Raw genomic sequence first — 25068 nt, forward strand, 5'->3', positions numbered from 1 at the left:
TAAAACTTACGGCTTTTTCGCAGGCGGGACAGAGCTCTTGGCCGACAGCGGCTCGCCGGCGAGGGCGAACAGCTCACGCTGCGAGCCGCCCTTGTCGATCAGCTCCAGCGCCTTGCGCAGCGCGGCGTCGTACGGGAGGTCGCGCCGTTTGGCCAACGAGTCACCCGCCGCGAAATGGGCGATACGCTGCTCGAGCAAGCGGCTCACGTACCGGTTCGCGCCATCGTACGTCTTCCGGTCCGCCGTGACGCCCTTGGCCTGCAAGCGCGTATAGAACTCATTGAGCCACGCCGGCTGCACCGTGAACGTCGCTCCGGCAGTCTTCGACAACTGCATGGCGTAGTCGTCGAGCACCGTGCGCGCATCCTGACCCTTGGGCGCAATCGCCTTCGCGAACGTCTGTTCCGGCGTCGTGAGCGTGTCGTCCGCCACGATGACGTCCGGCGTGATTCCACCGCCGCCGTACACGGTGCGGCCCGCGTCGGATTTGTACGCCGGACGGTTCTTCTTCGTCGCGTTCGTCTCGTTCGTGTCAGGCGTGTCCTCGACGAATTGGCCGTTCACGAACTTGCGCGGGCGTTGAATCGAGCGGCCGCTCGGCGTGAACCACTTTCCGGTCGTCAGCTTGAGCGCGTAGCCGCCGTCGAGATGGTCGTAGACACCCTGGACCAGACCCTTTCCGAAGCTCGTTTGTCCGACGACGAGCGCGCGGTCGTGATCCTGAAGGGCGCCGGCGACGATCTCCGAAGCCGATGCCGTGCGATCATCCGTCATGACGACGAGCGGAATGCTCGGCGCCAGCGGCGCAGCTTTGGCCATCTCGATCTGAATCGGGCCCTCGCGTCCCTTCACGGAAGCGAGGAGCTGTCCCTGCGGCAGGAAGGTGTTCGCAACCTTCAAACTTTGATCGAGGATGCCGCCCGGATCGCCGCGCAGGTCGAGGATGATGCCCCGCGCGCCCTGATCCTCCAACTTCTTGACCGCAGCCTGGATGTTGTCGGCCGCATTCTCGTTGAATTGCTGGAGCGGGATGTACCCGATCTTGTTGCCCAGGGTGATGATGTACGGAACGGCCGGCACGTTGATGATCGCGCGGGTGAACGTTCCCGTGATCGCCGCGGCGACCCCCGGGCGAGCGAACGACACCTTCACCTTCGTGCCCGGCGTGCCGGTGAGCGAATCGGAGACCTGGTTGATGGTCCATCCACGCGTCGAGACGGAGTCGACCCGGATGATGAAGTCGCCCTCGTGCACGCCGCCCGCTTCAGCCGGCGTGTTCGGATAGACCGTGACGACGCGAACCGTCTTCGTATCAGCGTCGGGCTCGATGAGCATGCCGAGTCCGCCGTATCGACCCCCGGTCCGGCTGCTGAACTGTTTGAGGTCTTTTGGCGTTAGGAGCTCGCTATATGGGTCATTGAGCTCTTTGACGAGGCCGGCGGCCGCCTTTTCGTAGACGTCGGACGTGGGCAGCGTGTCGACGTAGCGGTCGTTGACCAACGTCATGACCTGGTCGAGCAACTCCGCGCCTTCGCGTTGCGAGCGCGCTTGCAGCAGGAACCCGCCGGCCACGACGGGGACGAGCAGTGCGCCGATGAAGGCGGCTTTACGGATGCGAGGCATGCGTCGAGTCCAGCTTTAGGGTCTAGAAGGTATACTGCGGCCGGCAACTAGCCGTTGCGCGTTCCGCGCCTACTGCTCGACGGCAGGCTCTTCCGGCAACTCGGCGGCGTTTCCGCCGTGACGGGTCCAAACCGTCTTCCAGGATAATGCCACGCCGGACCGAAACCGCTTTTTTGTGAGGCGGAATCCGTCGGGAGAAATCGCTACGGTGTATGCCTCACCGTCGATTTCGATCTCGCGCCGGATGGTCTTGTCGAGCTTGGTGGCCATAAGTGTATTGCAGATGGTACACGACGAACCCCGGAATCGTTCGCGCCGACCCCTGTTTCGGGCCCCCGGGGCGGGGCTATCCCGCTTCTGCCCGCTTCCCCGCAAGCATGTAGTCGACGAACCAGTCTCTCTGTTGTTGACGAATGACCGCCTCGCGAATCACTCCAGCCTCCCGCAGGAGGTCGTGGGCCGGCTGGAGCACCCGCTGCAGGTGTGACGGATAGCGTTGTGTAAGTGGAAGTTGCTCCCGCAGGCGGTCGAGCGATACCCGCCAGGTCAGGATGTCAGCGGCCCTCGCCAGTTCGATGAGGCGGTATAGGCGCCTGGCGACCGGAGAGGCGAGTGCCAGATAACGGCCGACCGCGAGAGGGATGACGTGGCGCGCGGACACGTTCTGTCGCACAACGCCGGCGATTACGACGCGGGCCTCGCCGGGCTCGGCGCTGGGCGAGCCCGGGAACAGAACAAGCTGATCGCGCTCGCGAGAGCGTCGGCGCTCGATCGCGACGGAAGTCAGAAGCGTAAAGGTCGCGTCGGTGAGGCGGTCGACCGTGGCGTCGAAATAACTCCCTTCCGATTGCAACGTCGTTCGCTCGAGTCGGGTAAGCGCGCCGCGGAGCTGCTCGTAGGTGCGGCCGTCGGCTTGTCTCCCCATCGAGCGTAGGAAGGCGTGCAGCGTGAACGTGAGGACCCCGTCGGCCGGTTCACCGGCCTCCTGGAACCGATGCATCAGCTCGACGTAAACGTCCTGGTCGAACGTCCCGGGCAGGCGATCTCCGGGAGCGGTCAACACGCGCCATCGTCCGCCGTCCTCGGTGAGATAGGACAGCGAGGGTTCGTCCGGTGTGTCGCTCAGGCGAAAGACGGGAAACTCCTCGAGCGAACGGTCGAGGAGCACCGTCCGCGCTGGAGTTCGGCGCTTCGCCGGAAGCGTCATCGCGCGGCGAGCGAGGAGAAGAGCATCACGCGATGGGGACCACGAGTCCCGAAATCGCGCTCGCGCGCGCGGAGCAGAGAAAGAGGACGACGTCGGCGACCTCTTCACGTTCGACGTACTTCACTTTGTCACCCATGTCGCGGACGTTGGTCGCCGTGCGAATGGACGAGGGCGCAACCGCGTTGGCGCGAATACCGTTCGGCCGCTCCTCCGCAGCGATAGCGCGCATCAAAGCGACGACTCCACTCTTGGCGACGGCATACGCGGACGTACGCGCGCCGGTAGACCCCGGCAGCACAGCCTCGGACGCGAAGAAAACGATCGCCCCTTTACCGGCGCGAAGCATCGGCAACACCGCGCGCGCCGCCGTGAACGCGGTGGTCAGATTGATGGCGATCTGACGATTCCAGACGTCGTCGGTACTCTCGGCGACGGGACCGCTCATTGCGAATCCGCCGGCCATGTGGACGAGAGCCTGAATCGCGTCGCCGTGTTGTTCGCGGATTCGAGCGACGACGGATTTCACGGCTGCGCCGTCGGTGAGGTCGCACGGATAGCCCGCCGCGCGAAAGCCATCGTCGGTCAGCTCACGGACCCGAGCATCGACGTGCTCCGCCGCTCGGTCGACCAACAAAAGCGAGGCACCCTGCTCGGCAAACGCTCGCGCGACCGCCTGACCCACCTGCCCGTCCGCGCCGACCCCCGTCAACAGAACCGTCGATCCGTCGAACGTGCGAGCTGAGTCGGGCATTGGAGCGCGTCCTCGAGTGAACCGGAGATGCCGCTCGCCTATCGAATGTCTTCGCGGCCCAACGCCGCACGAACGGCTTCACGCATCGCGACCAGCGCTTCGTCGCGCGAGGCCGGCGAGTTGTCGCGGACGTGGAGCTCCACGCCGTCGGCGACGGGCATTCTACGCCAACTCGCCGGGTTCTCCTCTTCGGAGACCGCGCCGCCTTTGCGCGTTTCGACGGTGGCGCCGAGCGCGGCGGCCAGCGAGGTGGCGACCCGGCGCTCGAGCGCGTCGCCCGTGGCGTCCTCCATCTCTTTCTTGATCGAATCGAGCGTCGCGCCCTCGCGCTGTCGAATCTTGATCGCGACCAGTTGGAGGAAATGGCGGTAGTTGTAGGTGGCCGACGTTCCGGCGCCCTCCGGCCGGGAGAGCAGGCCGTTCGCGATGTAGAAGCGGATCGATCGAGCGCTCGGGGCCGCGCGGGCGGAGGCGTTGGTCGGCCGCACGCCGGCCGCGTCGACGAGCGCCGTCACGTGCGCCGCGAGTCCCCGGGCGTTCCATGGGGCGTGGCGTGCGTGAGCGCGGAGGAGCGTGATCGGCGAATCGGCCATGAGGGCGGACGTGTGCAAGAAACCGAGGGGCAGACAAGGGGCGGTCGACCCGACCTCGTACAATAACTCAGGTGGCGTCCCAGGTTGAGGGGACAGGCCGCGGTCCGAGGCGAGGGCAAAACGAAAGCGCGGCAGCGGGACGTGCATGCCGTCGCCCCGCTGCCGCGCCACGTCGATGGACGGCTAACGCTTCTTTTTCTTGGCGCCCTTCTTCGCGGCTTTCTTCGACGCCTTTTTCGCGGCCTTCTTGGCCTTCTTCGCGCTCTTCTTGGCGGCCTTCTTCGCGTTCTTCTTCGGGGCGGCCTTCATGGCCGCATTCTTCACGGGCTTCGCAGCGGGCTTCGCAGCGGGCTTCGCAGCGGGCTTCGCAGCGGCCTTCGCGGCAGGTTTCGGCGCGGGTTTCGGCGCGGGTTTCGGTGCCGCCTTCGCCGGTGGGGCGGCGGCCTTCTTGGCGGCCTTTTCCGGAGCGACAGCAGCGGGCGCGCTCGCCGGTGCGGGACGGGAGCGCGGCGGCTTCGCGGTACCGAAGACCTCCGCCTCTTCGTCCTCTTCGCCCACCTCGATCGTCGTCGCCTCTTCGTCGTCGTCGTCGACGTCGTCGGTGCTGTCCCACAAATCATCGCTTTCGTCTTTGTGGGTCATCCAACCCCCGTCTTCTTCGTCGTCGTCGTCGTACGACGCGCTGCCTCCTCCGCCGCCACCGTATCCCAAATCGTCGACGTCGTCGTCGCGATCAGAGAACTGGTATTTCCCGCGCACCTCGTCATCCAACGGCATGCACGCCTCCTGAGAGGTTGTTGTGATCAGAGAATTGGAATGACGGCCCCGGAAACCCGATGCCGGCCGTGCGTCCGAGTCGCCGCCGATGCGCTTGCGCGCCCACGAATCGGCCCGTCGCAACGCCTTAGTATACCTGACAAAGGGCGGCGTCAAGGAGACGCCGAGCCTCGCTCGGGCGCGCGAAGAGTCGGCGGCGCTAATCGACGAATTCGATCGCGACTGGTTTCGCGATGATTCCGGCTTCGACGCCGCGCTCCAGGAACTGGCGGACGGCACGCCGGCCCGCCTCCCCGTAGTCGAGCGTCCAGTCGTTCACGTACATCCCGACGAAGGCGTCGGCCTTGGACCGATCCAACCCTCTGGCGTACTGCATCGAGTGGTCGAGCGCCGCCGAGCGATGCTGCAACCCATATGCGATGCTGTCGCGAAGATGCCGCGAAATTTTGCGCGTCAGATCCTCGCCGAGGTCCTTTCGAACGACATTGCCGCCGAGCGGGAGCGGGAGTCCGGTCTCGCCGAACCACCATTCACCCAGATCCTGGACCAGGTGGAGGCCACGGTCGCCGAACGTGAGCTGGCCCTCGTGGATCAACAGGCCGACGTCAACGGCGCCGTCGACGACGGCATCCTCGATCTGATCGAAGGGCGTGACGACCGGTTCGAACTCGGGCTCGAAGAGACGCAGCGCGAGGTAGGCGCTCGTCATGAGGCCCGGAACGGCAATTCGCTTTCCGCGCAGCTCGGACCGGGACAGCGGTGAGCGAGCGACGAGGCGAGGGCCGTACCGATCCCCCATCGACGCGCCGTGGGGAAGCAGGGCGTACGCGTCGGCCAGGTAGGCGTACGCATGGATCGACACCGCCGTGACTTCGAGCTCTCGGCGCAGCGCGCGCTGGTTGAGCGTCTCGATGTCCTGCAGTTGATGGACGTAGGTGAGGCCTTCCGTATCGATCTTCCCCGATGCGAGCGCGTAGAACATGAACGCGTCGTCGGAGTCGGGGCTGTGGGCGACGTGGATCGTGGTGGTCATGGTCGCTTGGAGTCGAGCGCGATGGTGATGTCGTTTTCGTGCGTCGTGTATTCGGTGAGCTGCTTCGCGCGCTCGGCCGGTGCGGCGGCGACGAGCTTGTCGTGGAAGCTTTTTTCCGCAGCGGCGTCATGGCGCATTCGAGCCGCGTTACCGGCGAGAATGAGGCCCAGCAGGTGATTCGGATGTTGGGCGAGAATGGTGTCCGCCTGCGCGCGGGCGGTCGCCGAATCACCCGCCACAGCGGCAATACGTCCGAGGTCGTAGCGCTGATCGAGATTCAGCTTGCCGAGCATCTCGTAGGCTTGCATGGCCATGGGCGCGAAGATTTGCACGCTGTCGGCGCGGCCGCGCTCGTGCAGGCTCATCACGCGGTCGTAGAGACGCGCGGCGGCATCTTCGGGGGTCATGCTCGAGAGGTCCGGCGGTTGCCCGGGTGCTCCGGTGGCTGGCGCGGCCGCCTGAGTTTGCCCTGCATCATCACTCGCGCTTCGTCCGAATCGCTGGCCGGCGACGAGCGCGATCAACGCGACCAACGCGATCGCGGCAACTCCCCACGGCAGCGCCGACGAGAAGCTCCGTTCGTCGCGGGGCCCGTCCGATTGGCCGGCGGGCGTCCCGCACCGGTGGCAGAACCTCGCGCCGGGCGAGAGCTGCGTTCCGCACGCCGCGCACGCGACGCCGACGAGCGCCGCGCCGCACGCGGAGCAGAATCTCCCGTTCGCCGCGGCGCCGCACGACGGACAGGTCTGCGCGGCCGGCGTTACCGGAGGAGACTGATCCATGCGATAAAGCTACACGACTGTTCCGGTGCCCCGCGATTCCGACTTACAATCGAATCCGGGTTGCCTTAGCGTTGAGCCGACGCGTGAGCTTTTCGGCGCGCTTCTCCCACCCCCCGCCCAAGTCGCGAGGACGATCCGACGCCGCACTCCCGTTCCCTTACACCCGATACCGCCGGCGCGTCCATCAACGACATCCTCGAGCTGACGGAGAAGCTGGGTGTGCGCTTCATGCGTCTCCAGTTCACGGACATCCTCGGCATCAACAAGAACGTCGAGATCCCGTCGTCGCAGTTCGAGAAGGCGCTCGCGGGCGACATCATGTTCGACGGCTCGTCGATCGAAGGGTTCGTACGGATCGAGGAGTCGGATATGCTGCTCGCGCCGGATCTCGACACGTTTCTGGTCTATCCGTGGGGCGAAAAGGACAAGCGGATCTGCCGGCTGATCTGCGACATTCACAGCCCGAGCGGCGAGCCATTCGCGGGCGATCCGCGCGGCCGGCTCAAGACCGTGCTGCGGAAGGCGAAGGGGATGGGGTTCACGATGAACGCGGGGATGGAAGCGGAGTTCTTCCTCTTTCGGCCCGACGCATCAGGCGGGGCCACGACCGCGACGCACGACGTCGGCGGCTATTTCGACCTCGCGCCGACCGACCTCGGCGAAGACGCGCGACGCGCGATGGTCGACACGCTCGAACAGATGGGGTTCGAGGTCGAGGCCGCGCATCACGAGGTGGCGCACGGGCAGCACGAGATCGATTTCCGATATGCGGACGCGCTCAAGACCGCCGACAACATCGCGACGTTCCGGTTCGTGGTGAAACACGTGGCGACACAATTCGGGTTGCTCGCGTCGTTCATGCCGAAGCCGATCTTCGGGCAAAACGGCAGCGGAATGCACACGCACCAGTCGCTCTTTCGCGGCGGCCTGAACGCGTTCTGGGACGAGTCCGCGGAGTGGGAGCTCTCGAAGACCGCGCTGCACTACATCGGCGGGCTGCTGCGCCACGCGCGCGGGATGTGCGCGATCACCAATCCGCTGGTCAACTCGTACAAACGACTGGTGCCGGGATACGAAGCGCCGGTGAACGTCGCGTGGTCGATGCGGAATCGCTCGCCGTTGATCCGCGTTCCGGATCGGCGTGAGGCCGGGACCAGGGTCGAGCTCCGAATGCCGGACCCGTCGGCGAATCCGTACCTCGCGCTCGCCGTCATGCTGGCGGCGGGCCTCGACGGAGTGGAGACGGAGGCCGACCATCGCGAGCCGGTGAACGAGAACATCTGGGAAATGAGCTTCCGCGAGAAGCGACGTCTACGCATCGACGACTTGCCGCACGATCTCAACGAGGCGCTCGACGAACTGGAGAAAGACGACGTGATCGCGGATGCACTGGGCAAGCACATTGCGTCGCATTTCGTGGCCGCGAAGCGGCAGGAGTGGCGGGAGTACATCACGCAGGTGAGCGCGTGGGAGTTGGAGAGCTATTTGGCGAAGTATTAGGCGGCGTCGGCGGGTCGCGGGGACGGTATGAAAATGCGAACGGGATTCGGGGCGCGCGAATTGGCGGCGTCACTCTCGGCGTTGGTCTGCTTGAATGCGCCGACGGTTGCGGCGCAGACTCGATCGATCGTGGGAACGGTCGTCGCCGACTCGGCGCGCGGCCACCCGGTCGAAAGCGCGGAAGTGATGGCGCCGGCGCTCAATGTCAGCACACGCACCAACGCGAAAGGGGAGTTTCGCCTCGCGGGTCTAGCGCCGGGGCGACACATGGTCGTGGTGCGATTGATCGGATATCGCACGCTCACGGACACCATCGAGCTCGGCACGGACGCCGACACGCGCCATAACTTCGTGTTGAGTCAACGCGCCGTGCCGCTGGATTCGATGGTGGCCGAGGCCAAGCAGCCACGCGAATACATCTCCCCGAACTTGAACGGTTTTCTCGAGCGGATGCATAATCACGCCGGCGGCTATTTCATCGACGATTCGACGCTGCGGAAGAACGAGGACCATCATCTTCAAGACGTGGTGTTGTCGAGAATGGCCGGGATGCGGCTCATCCGGTGGTCCGGCGACGAGGCGTACATGGCTTCGTCCCGAATCGGCAGCGGCGCCGCTCTCCTCGGCAGCGGCGGCGGCAAGTCGAGCTTGAATCCGCTGCCCCGCGCGTGCTATTCGACCGTCTATCTCGACGGCATTCTGATTTACGATCTGGAGCGGATGGGACGCGACGTCAAACCTCCGGATCTCAGCAACATTCTCGTTTCAGATCTTGCGGGCGTGGAGTTTTATCCGGGACAGGCGTCGCTCCCCATACAATTCAAGTCAGGCCAATGCGGAACGTTGCTCCTGTGGACGCGGGAAAAGTAGATACATCGGTTCGCGACGTCCGAGCTGAGGACGCGCAGTCGGTGGCGCGGCTGTGCTCCCAGCTCGGGTATCCAACGTCGGAGCCGGCGATGCCACGACGGCTCGCGCGTTTGCAAGCTGACCCGAATGCGCGCGCGTTGGTGGCGGATGCCGGCGACGGTCCCATCGGTCTGGCGACCGTCCATCTTCGCCACACCCTCAATCACGAAACGCCGATCGCGCAGCTCACGTTGCTCGTCGTCGACGAAGCGCAGCGAGGACGCGGTGTCGGACGCACGCTGGTCCGGGCGGCGGAGCAGTGGGCGCGCTCGCGCGGATGCCATCGCATCGTCATCACGACGGGGTTGCAACGCGCCGACGCGCATGCATTCTACGAGCGGATAGGCTACCGCCACACCGGCCGGCGGTACGGGAAGGATTTCGACTGAGGAGGACGGAGTGCTCGCTGCATCGTCGCGCGTTGCGCTAGTCGCAATCGCCGCCCTCGGCATCGCGGCCGCGGCACAGGCGCCGCCGACGTACGAGGTGTACGCGGTTCGCTACGCGACGTTGCCGGGCTTCAAAGTCTCGGCCCTCATCAAGGGCGCCGATACGAGCCGGCGCTTGGACATCGCCATGATGGTGTGGGTGATCAAAGGCGGAGGGCGCACGATCCTCGTCGATGCGGGCTTTCATCGGGACGATTTCGTGAATCGCTGGCACCCGACCGATTTCAGTCCGCCGAGCGAGGCGATCGGAAAGTTGGGGATCAAGCCGGACGACGTAACGGACGTGATCGTGAGCCACGTCCACTGGGACCACCTCGACGGCATCGATCTGTTTCCGCGCGCGAAGGTCTGGATTCAGCGCGAAGAATTCGAGCACCATCTCGATTCAGCGGGCGTCGTGAAGGATCGAGCAATCGACGCCGGCGACGCGAAACTGCTTGCCGGCATCGCGCGCGAAGGTCGCGTGATCCTCGTCGACGGCGACGGAAAAGAGATCATTCCGGGGATCACCGTCTACACGGGCGGCAAGCACACGTTCGCGTCGCAGTTCGCCACCGTGCCAACCGCGGCGGGCACGGTCGTTCTCGCCTCGGACAACGCGTATCTCTACGAGAATTTCGCGAGCCACCGTCCGATCGCGCAGACCCTGGACACGGCGTCGAATCTTCGTGCGCAGAGTCGAATGACGACTCTCGCGTCCGACCCACGGCTCATCGTGCCAGGGCACGATCCGGAAGTGTTCGCGCGATTTCCGACGCCGGGCAACGGCGTCGCGCTGATTCACTGACCGCGCGTCAGGCCGGAGCCGGGTGCGTCGCGTGATTCGGCCGCTGCTCGGCCGGGCGCGGCGCGTGCTGATGCTCGACGTGGCCCAGATTGAACGCGGTGCTGAGGAGCGCGATGTGCGAGAACGCCTGCGGGAAGTTGCTCACCTGGCGGCGGAGTCGAGGATCGTACTCCTCGGCCAGAAGTCCGAGATCGTTCCGCAGCCCGAGCAGGCGATGGAAGAGCTCATGTGCGTCGCCGCGGCGGCCAAGCAGGACGTAGTTGTCGGCGAGCCAAAAACTGCAGGCGACAAACGCGCCTTCGCCCGGCGGTAAACCGTCGTCGGTGTGCTCGCTATCGTAACGCAGCACGAGGCCGTCGACCAACAGATGTTTTTCGACGAACGCCACGGTGCCAGCGACGCGCGGGTCGTCGGCGGGGAGGAATCCGACGAGCGGGATGACGAGGGTCGCCGCGTCGGCGAGGCGAGATTGATACGACTGCACGAACGCGCCAATGCTGTCGTCGTACGCGCGCCGACAGACCTCGTCGTGGATCGCGTCGCGCAGCGAGCGCCACCGGTCGAGCGGTCCGTCGAGGTTGAATTGTTCTGCGCTCTTGATGGCGCGGTCGAACGCGACCCACGCCATGACCTTCGAATGGGTGAAGTCCTGCGGCGCGCCGCGCACCTCCCAGATGCCCTGGTCGGGGCGTTGCCACATCTTCTCGAGCTGGGCGAGCAACGCCTTCTCGAAGGCCCAGGCCTCGGGGATCTCGGGCAACCCGCCGCGCCGCGCCTGGTGGAGCGCGTCCATCACTTCGCCGTAGACGTCGAGCTGAAGTTGGTGATGGGCGGCGTTGCCGACGCGGACGGGTCGAGAGTTCTCATATCCCGGGAGCCAGGGTACCTCCCATTCGTGGAGCATTCGCTCGCCGCTCAGCCCGTACATGATCTGCACGCGATCCGGGCTTCCCGCGGCGGCGCGGAGCAGCCAATCGCGCCATGCCGCGGCCTCGCGGAAATAGCCCGCGTCCATGAGCGCGAGCAGCGTCAGCGTGGCGTCGCGCAGCCAGCAGTAGCGGTAATCCCAGTTGCGAATACCGCCGATCTGTTCGGGAAGCGACGTGGTCGGGGCGGCGACGATTCCACCGGTGGGCCGGTACGTGAGCGCTTTGAGCGTGAGCAGGGAGCGGATGACCGCGTCGCGCCACTCGCCGGTGTATCGGCACTCGTTCGCCCACGTCGTCCAAAAGCGCTCCGTAAACTGGAGCGCGTGCTCGGCATCGACGGGCTTCGGCGGTGCGAGGTGCGACGGCCCCCAAGTCATCACGAAGGAGACGCGCTCGCCGGCGGAAACGCTAAAGTCGCCGACCGTGGTGAGCCCTTCGCCGCGGACCGGCACCTCGCTCTTGAAGATGATCATGTCCGGGCCGGCGATGGCGCGGAGCGTCCCATCCTCGAGGCGGCTCACCCACGGGACGATGGATCCGTAGCCGAAGCGAAGAATGATCTGCGTCGTCATGGCCACGGATCCGCGCAGCCCGACCACCGTGCGGACGACGTTCGACTCGCCGTCGCGCAGCGGCATGAAGTCGACGACCATGACCGCTCCCTCCGCGGTCTCGAAGGTCGTCTCCAGGATCATCGTCGAGTCTCGATATTGGCGCCTGCTCTTCGCGTTCGAGTCGGCGGGCGTGATCTGCCAGCGTCCGTGCTCGGGGCCGCCAAGAAGCGCGGCGAAACAGGCGTGCGAGTCGAATCGCGGCCAACACAGCCAATCGATGGATCCGTCGCGGGAGACGAGCGCGGCGGTCTCGCAGTCGCCGATGAGTGCGTAATCCTCAATTCGTGCGGGCATTCCCCTAGTCGACCGTTCCATGCTGTCGAGACTGTAGATCAATTCGTGCCACGGGCTCCACGTTCTCCGAGACGAGCACAGCATTTCGCGCGCGAAGCAACGACATCACCGCCTCGACGAGCTCATCCCAGCGCCTGGCGCCGCGTTCCGAGGAGGGTGCCTAATTGGTGCACACCGGGCCGCGACCACCTCGCCCGCCCGTCACCCTCTGCGGCGGTTGGGGCGCGCGCGGCCAAACGTTGTCGCTCGCGTCGCGGTCGGGAAAGCGACAATGCGGGTCGAGGACGATCTTGGCGATCTTCCGCGGGCCCAGGTCGAGATCGGCGTTGAACGTCTTGCTGCCCGAGAACCACACGTCGACCGGGTACGAGACGACCGCGGTATCGCCGGCAACGACGGCGTTGCGCATCCGGCGAATCTCTCCGCCGCCCGGTGCGAACTCCACCTTCAACACCACGGGCGCGGGCATCTGGCCGTCTTGCCGAACGGTCACCGTTGTGCGAGCGCCTTTGGTCGTGACGCTCTGAATCGATTCGTCGACTGATTCCGTGGTAAACAGCCAATAGTACCAGAACCAGCCGAGATCCCTGTGGAGCGCGTTGCTCATGAAGAACGCGTAATCCCAGGGCGACGGATGCTTGAACCGCCACGCCTTGGCGTACTCGCTGTGTGCGCGCCAGACCGCGGTGTCGCCTACCATTCCGCCGAGCATCGAGAGCATGAGCGGCGCTTTGCCGTACGCTTGGAAGGAGTACTGGGGGCCGCCGTAGTTCGCGTCCCACATGAGCGGTGCCTCGCGCTCGTCGCCGCTCGTCCGTCCGTACGACTGGCCACGGCCATCGAGATCGGGTTGCCGATGCTCGGCGTCGGCGGCCGAGAGAATGTTCATGTACTGATTGAACCCTTCGTCCATCCAGCCGTACCACGTCTCGTTCCCGCTCACCGTCATCGGCCACCACTGGTGACCGGTCTCGTGGTCGGCGGGGCCGTCGTTCGACATGACCAGCATGGGGTACTCCATGCCGTTGTCGGGACCGTCGACCATCGTGTGCTGCGGGAAAGGATCCGGCATCCACAGCCTCGAATAAAACTCCAGTGCGTGACGCAGAATGGCACCGGCCTGGGTGTACGACGACGCGTGACCGGGCAGGTAGTAGAAGTTGACAGGAATCGCGCCACGGCCAGGAATGGTGGCTCGCGTTGCCTGCCAGACGAATTGCTTGGCCGTGGCCCAGGCAAAGTCATTCACCGTGTCGGCGACGAAATGCCAGACGAGGCGGTCACCCGACGCTGTCGCCTGACCGGGACCGACTTCGTTTGGTCCGACAACCGTGCGCGTGGAATCGGATTCGAGGACGTGCGATAGTCGCTCGCGCGCAGCCGGAGTGAGCACGCGGTCCGGATTCTGGAGAACCCCGGTCGCGCCGACGATCCAGCCTGCCGGGACGTCGAGGCTCACGTCGAACCGTCCGAAGTTGTTATAGAACTCCGAAGGCCCGAGATACGGGTCTGTGTCCCAGCCGCGCAAATCGTCGTACACGGCGACGCGCGGATACCACTGGGCGACTTGGTACAGCGTGTCGCCCCAGCGGAACGTCATGCGATGTCCCTGACCGGGGCCGCCGGCGAGCTTGTAGTGCCACTCGACGTCGAGCGTCGCGTTGGACCCGGGAGCGATCGGAGACGGGAGAACGATGCGCGCGGACGTCGTGTGAATACCGATCGCGATGGGTTCAGTCGGCGCGCCGCCACCGCGACCGCCACGACCGCCTCGGCCGGGCGCGGGTGCGTTGAGATCGACCGGTGCGCCGTTCACCGCCAACTTGGTTATGACGAAACCGTCAGTGTTCTCGGCGGGCACCGACGCGCCGCGGGGGACGTCGCCGCGAAAGATGTTCTGGTCGAGACGCATCTGAATTGACGACAGCGAGGAATCGCTCGCGTTGTGCAGCTTGATGGTCTCGCGGCCAGAGAGCGTGGACGTCGCGGGATCGAGACGGGCCGAGATCGTGTAATCCATCCACGTCTGCCAGTAGTTTCGCCCGGGCCGACCCGTGGAGTCGCGCGTGCCTTCGGCGAAGGCACGGCGAATCATGTTGGTGAGCGGGATGTCGCGACGGATTGCGCGTTCGGGTGCGCGCGTCGTGCTCTGTGCGCGAAGCGACGGCGCAGGAAAACACAGGGCCAGCGCCGCAGACGCGGCGATCCCAAAGCGAATCATCGCAGCTCCAGTGACGGGAATGGCGGCCGCGCGGCGCCGCTACGGCGTTACCGGCGTTCCGGCCTGCTTCGGTCCCAACTCGTACTCTTTCGGCGGTTCGGCGCCGAGGAGGTTCTTCACGAAATAGTCCCAGCGTCGCCGCGTCATGTAGTTGGCTTCGGTGCCGTAGCCGTGCGCTTGGTTGGGCAGCATGAGCAGATCGAAATCCTTGTTGGCCTTGATCAGCGCGTCGGCCACGAGGAGCGTGTTGTTCGGCGGCACGTTGTTGTCGAGCGTACCATGCGCGAGGAGCAGCTTGCCTTTGAGATTCTTGGCGAGATTCTGGTTCGCGGCGTCTTCGTAATTATGGCCATCGTCGAGGCCTTCGTACCGCTCGCCCCAATCGTCCTCGTAGACGCGGTTGTCGTGGTTGCCGGATTCCGAGATGCCCACCTTGAAGAAATCGGGATACCGGAACATGGCGTCGGCGGTCGCGAAGCCGCCGCCGGAGTGACCGTAGATGCCCGCCTTGTCGATGTCGATCCATCGATAACGCTGCGCGAGCTCGCGCATGCCGGCCACCTGATCGGGGAGGGTGTTGTCGCCCATGTTGCCGTAATAGGCATCGTGGAAGGCCTTGGAGCGCCACGGCGTTCCCATGCCATCGATCTCGACGACGATGAAGCCAAGGTCGGCGAGTGCCTGCGCGTCGCCGCGCGCCGGGTTGAAGGTGCGTCCGCCGACCGACCCGGTCTGCGGACCGGGGTAGATGTGGTTGATGATCGGGTACTTCTTTGTCGAATCCAGACTCACCGGCGTGTACATCAATCCGTAGATGTCCGTCTTGCCGTCGCGCGCTTTCAGTATGATCGGCGTGGGCGGCTTCCATCCGGTCGCGACGAGGCGCGAGATGTCGGCCTTCTCGACGGCGACGACGACCTTGCCGTTTAGGTCGCGCACCACGCTGGTCTGCGGCGTCGTGGGGGTGGAGTACGTGTCGAAGAGGTATTTGTTGTTCGGCGAAAGCGACACGTCGTGGTCGGCGTTCTCCGGCGTGAGGAGCGTGAGCCCCTTGCCGTCCATTCCGATCTTGTAGAAGTGCCGGAAGTACGGGTCGCGCCCCGCCTCTTTGCCGACGCCCGCGAAGTACAGCTCATGCTTCGGCTCATCGACGCGCACGAGTTGGGTGACGTTGCCGTCTCCGTTCGTGATCTGGTGTTTCAGCTGTCCCGTCGTGAGATCGTAGAGGTACAGCTGTCCCCAGTTGTCGCGCTCTGAAAACCAGATCACCTCGTTCGACGCCGGCAGCACGTGCCAGTTCACGCGTCCGTTGCCGGACTCGAACTGTGTCTTCGTCGATTCCTGAAGCACGTCGCGAATGGCGCCGGTGTTGGCGTCGGCGATTCGCAGAACCTCGTGCTTGTGATCGCGCGACGTGGAGACGAAGGCCAGATGCGAGCCGTCGGGATACCACTCGACATCCGACCACGAGCCTCCCCGGCAAGCTACGTCGTCGCAGAGCGTCGAGCGGTGCTGGTCCGGCGGCATTTGGAGCCGCACGATGCGCGGCGTCGTGCCACTCAGGTCGATGAGCACACGCTGGATCATCGTGACGATGCTATCGCCCGGAAGCGGATACTTGAACGTGCGCAAGTCGGGGTGGCCGACCTTGGTGCTCACCAGATACATCTCGCCGACGTTGCGCTGATCCTGCTGGAAGGTGGCGATCTTCTTGGAATCGGGCGACCAAAGAAGAATTGCGCGGTCGCTGTTTTGCCATCCGGCGTTGTCGGTGGCGTAGCCGAAGTTCTTCACGCCGTCGGTCGTCAGCTGCGTTTCTCGCCCACTGGCGACGTCGCGAATCCACAGATTCCAATCCCGGATGAACGCGCCTTTGGTCCCGTCGGGTGACATCGTCTCGGGCGGCCGGCCGCCGCGTCCTCGGCCACCACCGCCGCGGCCGGCGACTCCGCCGCGACCACGTCCGCCGGTCGTGTCCGGCGGGAAATCGATGCCGCAGTGAGCCGGCTCGTTGTCGCAGCGCGTTCGCGTGCCTTTCGCCGGGTCCACGAGGATGATCTGGGTGCCGGTCGGCGTCACGTCGCGGAACCAGAAACGCTCGTCGGGAAGGGGCAGCCACGTCGGACGGACCGCGGTTCCGAAGACGAGCGGGATGACGTTGTAGCTCATGGCCCGTTCCGCCCGCGCGTAGTCGGCGGCGGTGACGGCGCGCTGTTGCGCCAAAGTCGGGCGGGGAAGGGACAACGCGGCGGCGAGAGTCGCCGACACGGCAAGAACACGGGTTCGCATGGATCCTCGACGGAGTTTCAGCTCGCCGCTGAAATTGCCGTCGGGGTGACCGGCGGGCAACCACACCGCCGGTCACGCCACGCGACTAGTGCACGACCACGCTCACCGCCGCCGCGATCTGGACGCCCGTCGTAAGCGAGCCCGTGAGGTCGAGCTCCGTGGTCGACGGCGTCAGCACGCCGGCGTTCGTGAGCGCGAGCCGGCTGAAGTTCAGAATGAGCGAGCCTCCCCGCACCTCGGACTGAAATCCGCTTCCGTTGCGCGCGACTCCGACGCTGCCGAGGCGAATGGATGAAATGTCGACCAGCGAGACATCAACCCCGTTCCCATTGGTGAGTGTGAGCGAGACGTTGCCGTTCCCATTTCCGTTCAAGTTGATCGTCGGCGACTCGATCGTGGTCGGAACGGGGCGCGGCGCGACATTCACCGAGAACGAGTTCGATCCGGTGGCGCCGTCCTTGTCGGTCACGGAGAGTGTGACGGTGTAGCTGCCGAGGGCGAGGAAAATGGAGGACCCGGTGATCGAGGCGCCCGACGCGTTGAAGGTGCCGGGCGTCGTCGCACCGTTGCCCCAGTCGATGAGAGTGTGCCACGCGGCGTCGTCGCCCGGATCGGTGAAGCCGCCGGCCGCGCTGACCGCGTCACCGGAGAGAATCGACGTCGGTGTCGTCGCGCCGAAGGTGACGCTCGGCGTGACGTTCGCGACGACGACGGTTTGCATCGAGTTCCTTTCCCAACCGAACGCGTCGGCGACGGTGAGCGTCGCGGTGAACGATCCGTTATCGTGAAACGTGTGGTAGACGACCTTGCCGGACGTCTGGCCGCCGTCGCTGAAATGCCAAGTGTAGGTGAGCGCTTCGGCGCGGCCGAGGTCATCGCGGCCGAGGTCAGGATCCGTGCTGGCGGATGCGTCGAACTTGAGCGACGAACCCTCGTTCGTGGTGCCGCTCATGGAGAAGCTGGCGACCGGCCGATGATCCCCCGCTTCGACGGCATCCTGGTACGACGTCTGGAGAAGCGAGAGGAAGTTGTAGCCCGTGGACGTCTCGATCCTATCGACCGTCGTGAGGTACTTCTGCCAGGGATCGTTCCGCACGCCGGCGATGTTGGGCATGTTGACGGCGAGCACGGTGACACCGGCGAGATCATCCCACGTCTGGATGTCGCCGAGCTTGAACGGGACGCCGTCAATGACCGGACCGATGAGCGCGATCTTCCACGTGCTGTCGGGAACCGCGACCTTGCCCTCGTTCTTCAAGAACGTGAGTTGGTGCGTCGCGCTGTAGAGCGGGCCGGTGATGATGTAGACCGCGCGCCCGGCTTCGGCGGAATCGGCGACGAAATTCTCGAACTGCGCCCACACGCCCTGATTGAGATCGGCCTGCTGCGGGACGACGTTCGTGAGATAGAACGTCGTTGCGTTCTCCATGTTGGTCGTCGTGCGATCGGCCGAGCGAGTCATGTGCCCGCGATCGAAGCCGCCGTTGGTGTAGTCCGACGTGAAGATCTGCTTGTCGGCCGGCAGGTTCGGATCGGCGGTGAAGCAGTTGCACCGGTTCTCGTTCCCGAACTGCCGGCTGTCGAGCTCGTACGAGACCCAGTTTGGCGTGCCGCGCGACTCGTTGTACGAGAGCACGTACTCCGGACGAGTGATGAGCAGGTCGTTCGGGTTCCCCCCCGCCGGTGTCGGATCGCCGAATTCGTCGTTCTTGGCATAGATCGACGGCGACGCACTGACGGGAATCTCGACGGTGATGGACGTCGTCGACGACGGCAATCCCCCGGTGGTGAATTCGTCAGGGGTGCCGCCTCCCACGGGCGTTGCGGTGATCTTGAGCCGCGGCTTGTTTCCCGGGATCGCGGGCGGCGCGACGGCGTTGATGATGAACGCGCCGGGTGAGGGCGTGAGCACTGTGGCGATCGCCGGATCGAGCGCCTCGACGGTGAATGTCGCGGGCACGATCGTGCCGCCGCTGGACACGCGCGCGGTGAGAAAGATCTGAGCCTGGAAGCCGGGGACGATGCTCGTCGACGAGTAGCTCACGTCGATGAAGTGGATCTCGGGCGTCGTCACGGTGACCTGAATGCCTGCGGTCACGGTGATGCTGTTGTCGACCGCGGTCGCCGTGATCGTGACGGGGTTTGGATCGGCGGCGACGCCCGTGATTTGGCCGGTTCCCGGATCAACGCTCGCAACCGCACTGTTGCTGGAGGACCAGGTTAGCGTCGCCGTCGGCACGGTTTGGTTATTCGCGTCCTGTGGCGTGGCGATGAATGTCGCGGTAGTTCCGGCGGTCAACGAGACGGTGGCCGGTCCCCCGATCGTGACGTGATCGAGGGGGCCGAGGGGCAGTTGCCCGGGGCACACGTGGACCGCGGTGGCGCTGTTTCTGGGGGTGAGGGGCTGGCTAACCCTGGTGAAATCGGCGCTCGGACTCGCCGTATACGCGCAGCCGCTATCGTTTCGGCTGTCCGAAGTCGTGTTGGTCAGCGTCCTCGTCGTATCCGCGCAGGTCCCGGCGCCGTAACCAACGATATCGACGGCCGCGGGGCACGCGCCGGTGATCAGCGCCGTCGACGCGACGAGCGCCACCTTTGCGTTTGTGGCCGACATCGCAATGGTGCCCGTGGCATCGGGCGTCGGAAGCGCGGCGGCTTGGGCATTGGCGCCCGCCGCCTCTTGCACGAGGTAATAGCCGCCGGGCGGGATCGTTCCCGACAGGGTCGTGGCCGCCCAGGTGGTGCTGTTCGCCGAGGCGTACTGCACACTCCATCCAGTGACGGAGACGGCGACGCCGCCAGGATTGAACAACTCGATGAAGTCATTTTTCAGCGTCGCGCCGGAATTTCCGCCGCCGCCGTAGATCTGACTGATGACGATCGACGGCCGGCTCGCCGATTCGTCGCGTCGCGCCGAGCCGGGTCTGATCCCTGACGGGGCGATCGGGTTTTCCGAGCAGGAAACAAGGCTGATGCCAAGGAGTAAGGCGATTGTATGACTCGCGGCGCGAGGTCGCATCTCGGGTGGGATCCTCATATGAATTCGAAGCGGAGTTTGGCAGCGAATCTGCGTCGAATCGCCGACCAGCGGCGGAGAACCTACGCCAATCGCCGGGTTCGACAATAAGCACGGGCAACGAGAACGCTTCGACCGGGTAACATTCGACCATGTCCAACACCCACCCAGCTTTTCGCATTGTTACGGCCGCGCTCGTTTCATTCGCGGTCCCCGCTTTCGCGCCCGCCGGCGCACAACAGGCGAAAACGGCCACAGCTCCTTCCGCCGCGCCGTCCGCGTCTACGCCGCTGCCGACCGATCCAAAGGTCAAAGTCGGCTCGTTGCCGAACGGCATTCGCTACTACATCCGCGTCAACCACAAACCCGAGAAGCGCGCCGAACTGCGGCTCGTCGAGAACGCCGGGTCGGTGCTCGAGAACGAGAACCAGCTCGGGCTCGCGCACTTCGTCGAGCACATGGCGTTCAACGGGACGACGCATTTCAACCACAACGATCTCGTGAAGTACCTGCAGTCCATAGGCGTAAGGTTCGGCGCCGATTTGAATGCGTACACGAGCTTCGACGAGACGGTGTACATCCTGCCCATTCCGACCGACACGGCGCGGATCGTGGACCAAGCGTTCACGATCCTCGAGGACTGGGCGCGCGGACAGCTGTTCGATTCGAGCGAGGTCACCGACGAGCGCGGCGTCGTGCGCGAAGAGTGGCGCTTGGGCAAGGGCGCGAGCGATCGCATGCTACACCAGTGGCTCCCGATCGCCTTGCGCGGATCGCTCTACGCCGAGCGGCTGCCGATCGGCAACGAGCAGAGCATCATGACGGCGACGCCGGCGCGCGTCCGCTCGTTCTACAAGACCTGGTATCGGCCGGACCTCCAGGCCGTGATCGCGGTCGGCGACTTCGATCCGGTGGCCATCGAGGCGTTGATCAAGAAGCACTTCAGCGGAATTCCCAAGGCGGTGAATCCGACGAAGCGGCCGACCATCACCGTGCCGCCCAACAAAGAGCCGTTGATCGCGGTCGCGTCGGACAAGGAAGCGCAGGGCTCCGACGTGAGTCTCATGTTCAAGCTGCCGCTCGAGAAAACAAAGACGGTCGGCGACTACCGGCGCGACCTGATGGAGCGTCTGTACCTGTCGATGCTCAACGCGCGGCTCGAGGAAATCTCGCAGAAGCCCGACGCCCCGTTCCTCGGTGGCGACGCATCGAAGGGGTCGTTCATCGGACGCGAGAGCGACGCCTTCACCCTCGCGGCGAACGTCAAGAACGGCACGATCGACGTGGGGCTCCAAGCGCTGCTGCTCGAGGCGAAGCGGGTCGATGAATTCGGGTTCCTGCAGAGCGAGCTGGATCGCGCGAAGCAGAACATGCTGCGCGGCTACGAGCGAGCCTACGCCGAGCGCGACAAGTCGCAGTCGGCTTCGTACGTGCAGGAATACATCGACAACTACTTGAACGGCGAGCCGTTCCCGGGGATCGACTACGAGTACAAGCTCGTGCAGCAGCTCGTGCCGACGATCTCGCTGGCCGAAGTGAACAAGATGGCGAGCGCGTGGATCACGGACGAGAATCGCGTGATCATCGCGGAATCGCCTGCCAAGGACAGCGTGAAGGTGCCCACGGCGGCGGAGCTCAAGGCGGTATTCGAGCGAGCGGCGAAGACGCCGGTCGTCGCGTACACCGAGAATCTGTCGAGTGGTGCGCTCGTCGCGAACGATCCAACGCCAGGCAAGATCGTGGCAACGAAGACGATTCCGTCCGTGAGCGTCACTGACTGGACGCTGTCGAACGGCGCGCACGTGCTGGTGAAGCCGACGGACTTCAAGGACGACGAAGTGCTGTTCAGCGCGTCGGCGATGGGGGGCTCGTCGCTCGCGCCGGACTCGAACTTCATCTCGGCGGCGTTCGCGTCGAGCGTGGTGGGACTCAGCGGCATCGGCGACTTCAGCGCGGTCGATCTGGGAAAGAAGCTCGCCGGAAAGGCAGCGGCGGTGAGCCCGTCGGTCAGCGAGACAGGTGAAGCGCTGAGCGGCCATGCGTCGCCGAAGGATCTGGAGACGCTCTTCCAGCTGGCGTATCTCGACTTCACGGCCCCCCGCCTCGATGAGTCGGCGTTCGCGGCGTGGAAGAACCAGGCGGCGGCGTTCTTCGCGGACAAAGGGAACGATCCGGACCAGGTGTTCGGCGACACGGTGAGCTGGACGATGTCGCAGCACAACTTCCGGGCGCGCCCGCTGACGGCGCCGGTGTTCGCCGAACTCGATCCGCACAAGTCGCTGTCGTTCTACAAGGATCGGTTCGCGGACGCGGGCAACTTCACGTTCCTGTTCGTCGGCAACGTGGACACGGTGACACTCAAGCCGCTCGTCGAGAAGTACCTCGCGTCGCTGCCGTCCACACACAAGAACGAGACATTCCGCGACAACGGCGGGGCGCCGCCCAAGGGCGTCGTCGAGAAGGTGGTGCGCAAGGGCGTCGAGCCCAAGGCGAACACGCTCATCCAGTTCACCGGCGCGTGCACCTATGCGCCCGAGACGCGCTTTGCGTTCCGCGCCCTCGTCGAGTATTTCCGAATCAAGCTCGACGAGACGCTTCGCGAAAAACTCGGCGGTACCTACAGCCCGAGCTTCGGCGGAGGCTGCGGCCGCATCCCGCGCCAGGAGTACGAGTTGAGCGTGCAGTTCAATTCGTCGCCGGAGAACGTCGAGATGCTCAGCAAGGCCGTCTTCGCAATGATCGACTCACTCAAAGCGAAGCCACCCTCGGCGACGGATCTGGCGAAGGTGAAGGAGCAGCTCACGCGTGCTCGCGAGGTGGAAGTGAAGCAGAACGCCTACTGGGTGGGCAACATCATGGCTCGCCAGCAGGCGGGGGAAGACATCGCGGGCCTGCTCAAGCCGTACGATCAGATGTTGGCCGGCCTCACCGCCGGGCAGATTCAGGACGCCGCGAAGAAGTACTTCGACACGAACAATTACGCGCGGTTCGTGCTGTTGCCGGAGAACGCGAAGGTGAATCCGTAGGGGCCGGTGGGCCGGTGGGCCGGTGAACAAACAACAGCGAAGAGGAACGACGATGTTCCGACTGGGAATGGTGCGTGGCGCCGTCGCGATGCTTGTCGCGGCGGTGCCCGCGGCGGCGCAGATCGGTCAAGGTGAATTCTCGGCGCGGCGTGAGGCGTTGGCGAAGAAGATCGACAGCGGGTTCGTGATCGCGTTCGGTGGACGGACGCCGATCACGGACTTCGGCCCGTTTCACCAACTGCCGGCCTTCCACTACCTGACGAACTTCGACGAGCCCGACGCGGCGATGGTGATGGTCGTGCGCCGCGGCGTCGGGACGACGACGCTGTTTCTCACGCCGGCCGACCCGCGCGCCGCGTTCTACTACGGTTGGCGGCCCGATTCAGCGTCGGTCGAAAAAACGCTCGGGGTGCGAGCGCGGTCGTTCGCGGCGGTCGGAGCGGTCGCGGATTCGTTGGCCAGCGCCGGTCTTCCGCTCTACACGCTCGCCGATTTCGAGGACGCCGATTTTTCGCGCGCGGACTCGCTCACGCGGGGACGCGTCTTCGTTCGATCGCTGGAGTCGAAGCACCCCGGTCTGGTCGCGAAGGACGCCGCAACGCTCGTCGACCAGCTTCGCGCGAAAAAAAGTGCCGCGGAGATCGCGCTGTTAAAAAAAGCGGCGGAGATCAGCTCCGAGGGCCACCGCGCGGCCATGACCGCGCCGATGCCGTCGCACGAATACGAGCTCCAGGCCGCGCTCGAATACACGTTCACCAAACTCGGGGGATCGCGTCCCGCGTACGGTTCGATCGTCGGCTCGGGATTGAACGGAACGCAGCTTCACTACATGAAGGACCGCGGCCAAACGAAGCCGGGCGACGTCGTCGTGATCGACGCTGCGACGGAGTACGAAGGCTACGCGGCGGACATCACGCGGACGATTCCGGTGAGCGGCACATATTCGCCCGAGCAGCGCGCGATGTACCAACTCGTCCGCGACGCGCAATCCGCGGCCGAGCGCAACGCGCGTCCAGGAAAGTCGGCGGCCGCCGCGCAGGATTCGTCCGTTGCCGTCCGCGCGCGCGGACTCGCGAAGCTGGGCTTGATCGAGAGCGAGGACGCGACGTTCGATCCGCCGTGGCAGGCCAACTGCGAGCGCACGCCATCGATGTGCAAGCAGGGAATGCTGTGGATGATCCACGGCATCAGCCACGGGCTCGGCCTCGCGGTGCACGATCCCGCGCAATTCTCATATGGCGAGCGCGTCTATCAGCCTGGCGACGTGTTCACGATCGAGCCGGGGATTTACGTCAGCGCGCGCATGATCGACGCGCTGCCCGACACGCCGAAGAACCGGGCGTTCATCGCGAAGGTGAAGCCCGCGGTCGCCCGGTACGAAGGAACCGGCGTCCGGATCGAGGACGACTATCTGATCACGGACACCGGTCTCGAACGATTGAGCAACGCGCCACGCGAGATCGCGGAGATCGAGGCGCTGATGAAAAAGCGCACTCGGCCGGTCGTCCCCTAGGCGGACGGTACTCGGTCAGAAAAGAATTCCGAACGTGACGGGGATCGACTGGATCGAGCTTCGCTTGATCAAGCCGCTACTCTGCGTGAACACGTTCTGAATCCGTGCTTCGGCGAACGCTGACACGCGGCCGAACTTCGCCTCGATGCCGCCGCCGCCGTCGACGCCGAAGTTCGTGTTGGACAGCGTGCTTTGCGTTCCGCTTGCCCCGTTGACCAGGTCGCGCACGTTGAATGCGCCCATTCCTGCCATCACGAACGGACTGACCGGTCCGGGGACGAGGTGAATCTTGATCCCGGCGGTGCCTCCGAGAATCTGGCTCGTCCCTGGATTGCTCGTGCTGACCGAACCGACAGAGGAATTCGCGACCGCCGGTTTGTAGTCGAACCGATCGTAGGTGAACGCGAATCGCAGCGCCGGGAGGCCGGCCCCGAGAAAATTCACGAGCACGAAGCCTGTCCCGTTCACGCCGTTCTGAAGCGCGTCCTTTGCGTCGGAAACCGGCACGGTCACGCCGCCGCCGAACCCGACGCGAACCATCGGCTCACCACCTCCGCCCCCCCCGCCGCCGCCGCCGAACTGACAGAGAGCCGTAGCCGAGTTGGCGGCCAACGCAAGCACGATCGCCGCGACGCGAGCAAACGCGCGCCCACGGATCACTGAGTTCTGCACGACTGCTCCTCGAAACGGGTGAGAAGGCCGACCATCCAGTCTAAAGCCGACGGCCGGGCACGCCAGACAGTTGCTACGGTGCG

Annotated in this window: 19 protein-coding genes; 6 read left to right on the forward strand and 13 right to left on the reverse strand. The window is 65.1% G+C overall.

The features are described 5' to 3' along the window. Positions 1-6 precede the first annotated feature (6 nt). From VGQ44_03325 to VGQ44_03360, 8 genes are all read right to left on the reverse strand, one after another. Positions 7-1623 (reverse strand): S41 family peptidase, encoded by a 1617-nt coding sequence (locus VGQ44_03325; GenBank protein ID HEV8445817.1) that lies wholly within the window; start codon positions 1621-1623, stop codon positions 7-9. Between the two features lie 69 nt (positions 1624-1692). Then, complete coding sequence (locus tag VGQ44_03330; GenBank protein HEV8445818.1) at positions 1693-1893, reverse strand: hypothetical protein; 201 nt, start codon at positions 1891-1893, stop codon at positions 1693-1695. 76 nt (positions 1894-1969) lie between these two features. Next, entirely contained in the window at positions 1970-2830 is an 861-nt protein-coding gene (locus tag VGQ44_03335; protein HEV8445819.1) for a replication initiator protein A, read from the reverse strand. 25 nt (positions 2831-2855) lie between these two features. Further along, complete coding sequence (locus VGQ44_03340; protein HEV8445820.1) at positions 2856-3581, reverse strand: SDR family oxidoreductase; 726 nt, start codon at positions 3579-3581, stop codon at positions 2856-2858. A 38-nt stretch (positions 3582-3619) separates the two neighbouring features. Next, on the reverse strand, positions 3620-4174 hold the full coding sequence (locus VGQ44_03345; protein HEV8445821.1) for a MerR family transcriptional regulator: 555 nt from the start codon (positions 4172-4174) through the stop codon (positions 3620-3622). A 183-nt stretch (positions 4175-4357) separates the two neighbouring features. Further along, entirely contained in the window at positions 4358-4951 is a 594-nt protein-coding gene (locus VGQ44_03350; GenBank protein HEV8445822.1) for a hypothetical protein, read from the reverse strand. A gap of 199 nt (positions 4952-5150) precedes the next feature. Then, positions 5151-5984, reverse strand: a complete 834-nt coding sequence (locus VGQ44_03355) for an MqnA/MqnD/SBP family protein (GenBank protein ID HEV8445823.1) — start codon at positions 5982-5984, stop codon at positions 5151-5153. Further along, the gene (locus VGQ44_03360; protein HEV8445824.1) at positions 5981-6766 is read right to left on the reverse strand and encodes a zinc ribbon domain-containing protein; all 786 of its coding nucleotides are present in this window, start codon (positions 6764-6766) and stop codon (positions 5981-5983) included. Before VGQ44_03360 ends, VGQ44_03355 begins: the two co-directional genes overlap by 4 nt. Positions 6767-6958: 192 nt before the next feature. Between VGQ44_03360 and glnA the strand changes: the two genes are divergently transcribed. The 4 genes from glnA (at position 6959) to VGQ44_03380 (ending at position 10411) form a co-directional block, all read left to right on the forward strand. After that, on the forward strand, positions 6959-8266 hold the full coding sequence (gene glnA, locus VGQ44_03365) for a type I glutamate--ammonia ligase (GenBank protein HEV8445825.1): 1308 nt from the start codon (positions 6959-6961) through the stop codon (positions 8264-8266). A 27-nt stretch (positions 8267-8293) separates the two neighbouring features. Further along, positions 8294-9136, forward strand: a complete 843-nt coding sequence (locus VGQ44_03370) for a carboxypeptidase-like regulatory domain-containing protein (GenBank protein ID HEV8445826.1) — start codon at positions 8294-8296, stop codon at positions 9134-9136. A gap of 89 nt (positions 9137-9225) precedes the next feature. Then, positions 9226-9564, forward strand: coding sequence for a GNAT family N-acetyltransferase (locus VGQ44_03375; GenBank protein HEV8445827.1), 339 nt, complete (start codon positions 9226-9228; stop codon positions 9562-9564). Between the two features lie 10 nt (positions 9565-9574). Further along, complete coding sequence (locus VGQ44_03380) at positions 9575-10411, forward strand: N-acyl homoserine lactonase family protein (GenBank protein ID HEV8445828.1); 837 nt, start codon at positions 9575-9577, stop codon at positions 10409-10411. Between the two features lie 7 nt (positions 10412-10418). Here the strand turns inward: VGQ44_03380 and VGQ44_03385 are convergent, their stop codons facing one another. From VGQ44_03385 to VGQ44_03400, 4 genes are all read right to left on the reverse strand, one after another. After that, positions 10419-12248 carry a glycoside hydrolase family 15 protein gene (locus VGQ44_03385; protein HEV8445829.1) on the reverse strand — a complete coding sequence of 610 codons (1830 nt, stop codon included), beginning with the start codon at positions 12246-12248 and terminating at the stop codon, positions 10419-10421. A 160-nt stretch (positions 12249-12408) separates the two neighbouring features. Further along, positions 12409-14469: a M1 family metallopeptidase gene (locus VGQ44_03390; protein HEV8445830.1), complete on the reverse strand. Its 2061-nt coding sequence runs from the start codon at positions 14467-14469 to the stop codon at positions 12409-12411. Between the two features lie 39 nt (positions 14470-14508). Then, entirely contained in the window at positions 14509-16758 is a 2250-nt protein-coding gene (locus VGQ44_03395) for a DPP IV N-terminal domain-containing protein (protein ID HEV8445831.1), read from the reverse strand. Positions 16759-16843: 85 nt separating this feature from the next. Beyond that, positions 16844-19777, reverse strand: coding sequence for a DNA/RNA non-specific endonuclease (locus VGQ44_03400; protein ID HEV8445832.1), 2934 nt, complete (start codon positions 19775-19777; stop codon positions 16844-16846). Between the two features lie 149 nt (positions 19778-19926). Here VGQ44_03400 and VGQ44_03405 point away from each other — a divergent pair, with 149 nt between their 5' ends. Further along, positions 19927-22800: an insulinase family protein gene (locus VGQ44_03405; protein ID HEV8445833.1), complete on the forward strand. Its 2874-nt coding sequence runs from the start codon at positions 19927-19929 to the stop codon at positions 22798-22800. A 52-nt stretch (positions 22801-22852) separates the two neighbouring features. Further along, positions 22853-24313: a Xaa-Pro aminopeptidase gene (locus VGQ44_03410; GenBank protein HEV8445834.1), complete on the forward strand. Its 1461-nt coding sequence runs from the start codon at positions 22853-22855 to the stop codon at positions 24311-24313. Between the two features lie 15 nt (positions 24314-24328). Here the strand turns inward: VGQ44_03410 and VGQ44_03415 are convergent, their stop codons facing one another. Continuing rightward, positions 24329-24985, reverse strand: a complete 657-nt coding sequence (locus VGQ44_03415; protein ID HEV8445835.1) for a hypothetical protein — start codon at positions 24983-24985, stop codon at positions 24329-24331. Positions 24986-25068 lie beyond the last annotated feature (83 nt).

It is taken from the genome of Gemmatimonadaceae bacterium, assembly GCA_036003045.1.
Classification (GTDB): domain Bacteria; phylum Gemmatimonadota; class Gemmatimonadetes; order Gemmatimonadales; family Gemmatimonadaceae; genus JAQBQB01.

Excerpts from the sequence above, each read along its gene's own strand:
- VGQ44_03330 (HEV8445818.1), bottom strand. The coding sequence starts at position 1,893 with ATGGCCACCAAGCTCGACAAGACCATCCGGCGCGAGATCGAAATCGAC.
- VGQ44_03370 (HEV8445826.1), top strand. The coding sequence starts at position 8,294 with ATGAAAATGCGAACGGGATTCGGGGCGCGCGAATTGGCGGCGTCACTC.
- VGQ44_03340 (HEV8445820.1), bottom strand. The coding sequence starts at position 3,581 with ATGCCCGACTCAGCTCGCACGTTCGACGGATCGACGGTTCTGTTGACG.
- VGQ44_03335 (HEV8445819.1), bottom strand. The coding sequence starts at position 2,830 with ATGACGCTTCCGGCGAAGCGCCGAACTCCAGCGCGGACGGTGCTCCTC.
- VGQ44_03385 (HEV8445829.1), bottom strand. The coding sequence starts at position 12,248 with ATGCCCGCACGAATTGAGGATTACGCACTCATCGGCGACTGCGAGACC.
- VGQ44_03410 (HEV8445834.1), top strand. The coding sequence starts at position 22,853 with ATGTTCCGACTGGGAATGGTGCGTGGCGCCGTCGCGATGCTTGTCGCG.
- VGQ44_03345 (HEV8445821.1), bottom strand. The coding sequence starts at position 4,174 with ATGGCCGATTCGCCGATCACGCTCCTCCGCGCTCACGCACGCCACGCC.
- VGQ44_03355 (HEV8445823.1), bottom strand. The coding sequence starts at position 5,984 with ATGACCACCACGATCCACGTCGCCCACAGCCCCGACTCCGACGACGCG.
- VGQ44_03395 (HEV8445831.1), bottom strand. The coding sequence starts at position 16,758 with ATGCGAACCCGTGTTCTTGCCGTGTCGGCGACTCTCGCCGCCGCGTTG.
- VGQ44_03375 (HEV8445827.1), top strand. The coding sequence starts at position 9,226 with ATGCCACGACGGCTCGCGCGTTTGCAAGCTGACCCGAATGCGCGCGCG.
- VGQ44_03405 (HEV8445833.1), top strand. The coding sequence starts at position 19,927 with ATGTCCAACACCCACCCAGCTTTTCGCATTGTTACGGCCGCGCTCGTT.
- VGQ44_03325 (HEV8445817.1), bottom strand. The coding sequence starts at position 1,623 with ATGCCTCGCATCCGTAAAGCCGCCTTCATCGGCGCACTGCTCGTCCCC.
- VGQ44_03390 (HEV8445830.1), bottom strand. The coding sequence starts at position 14,469 with ATGATTCGCTTTGGGATCGCCGCGTCTGCGGCGCTGGCCCTGTGTTTT.
- VGQ44_03400 (HEV8445832.1), bottom strand. The coding sequence starts at position 19,777 with ATGCGACCTCGCGCCGCGAGTCATACAATCGCCTTACTCCTTGGCATC.
- VGQ44_03350 (HEV8445822.1), bottom strand. The coding sequence starts at position 4,951 with ATGCCGTTGGATGACGAGGTGCGCGGGAAATACCAGTTCTCTGATCGC.
- VGQ44_03360 (HEV8445824.1), bottom strand. The coding sequence starts at position 6,766 with ATGGATCAGTCTCCTCCGGTAACGCCGGCCGCGCAGACCTGTCCGTCG.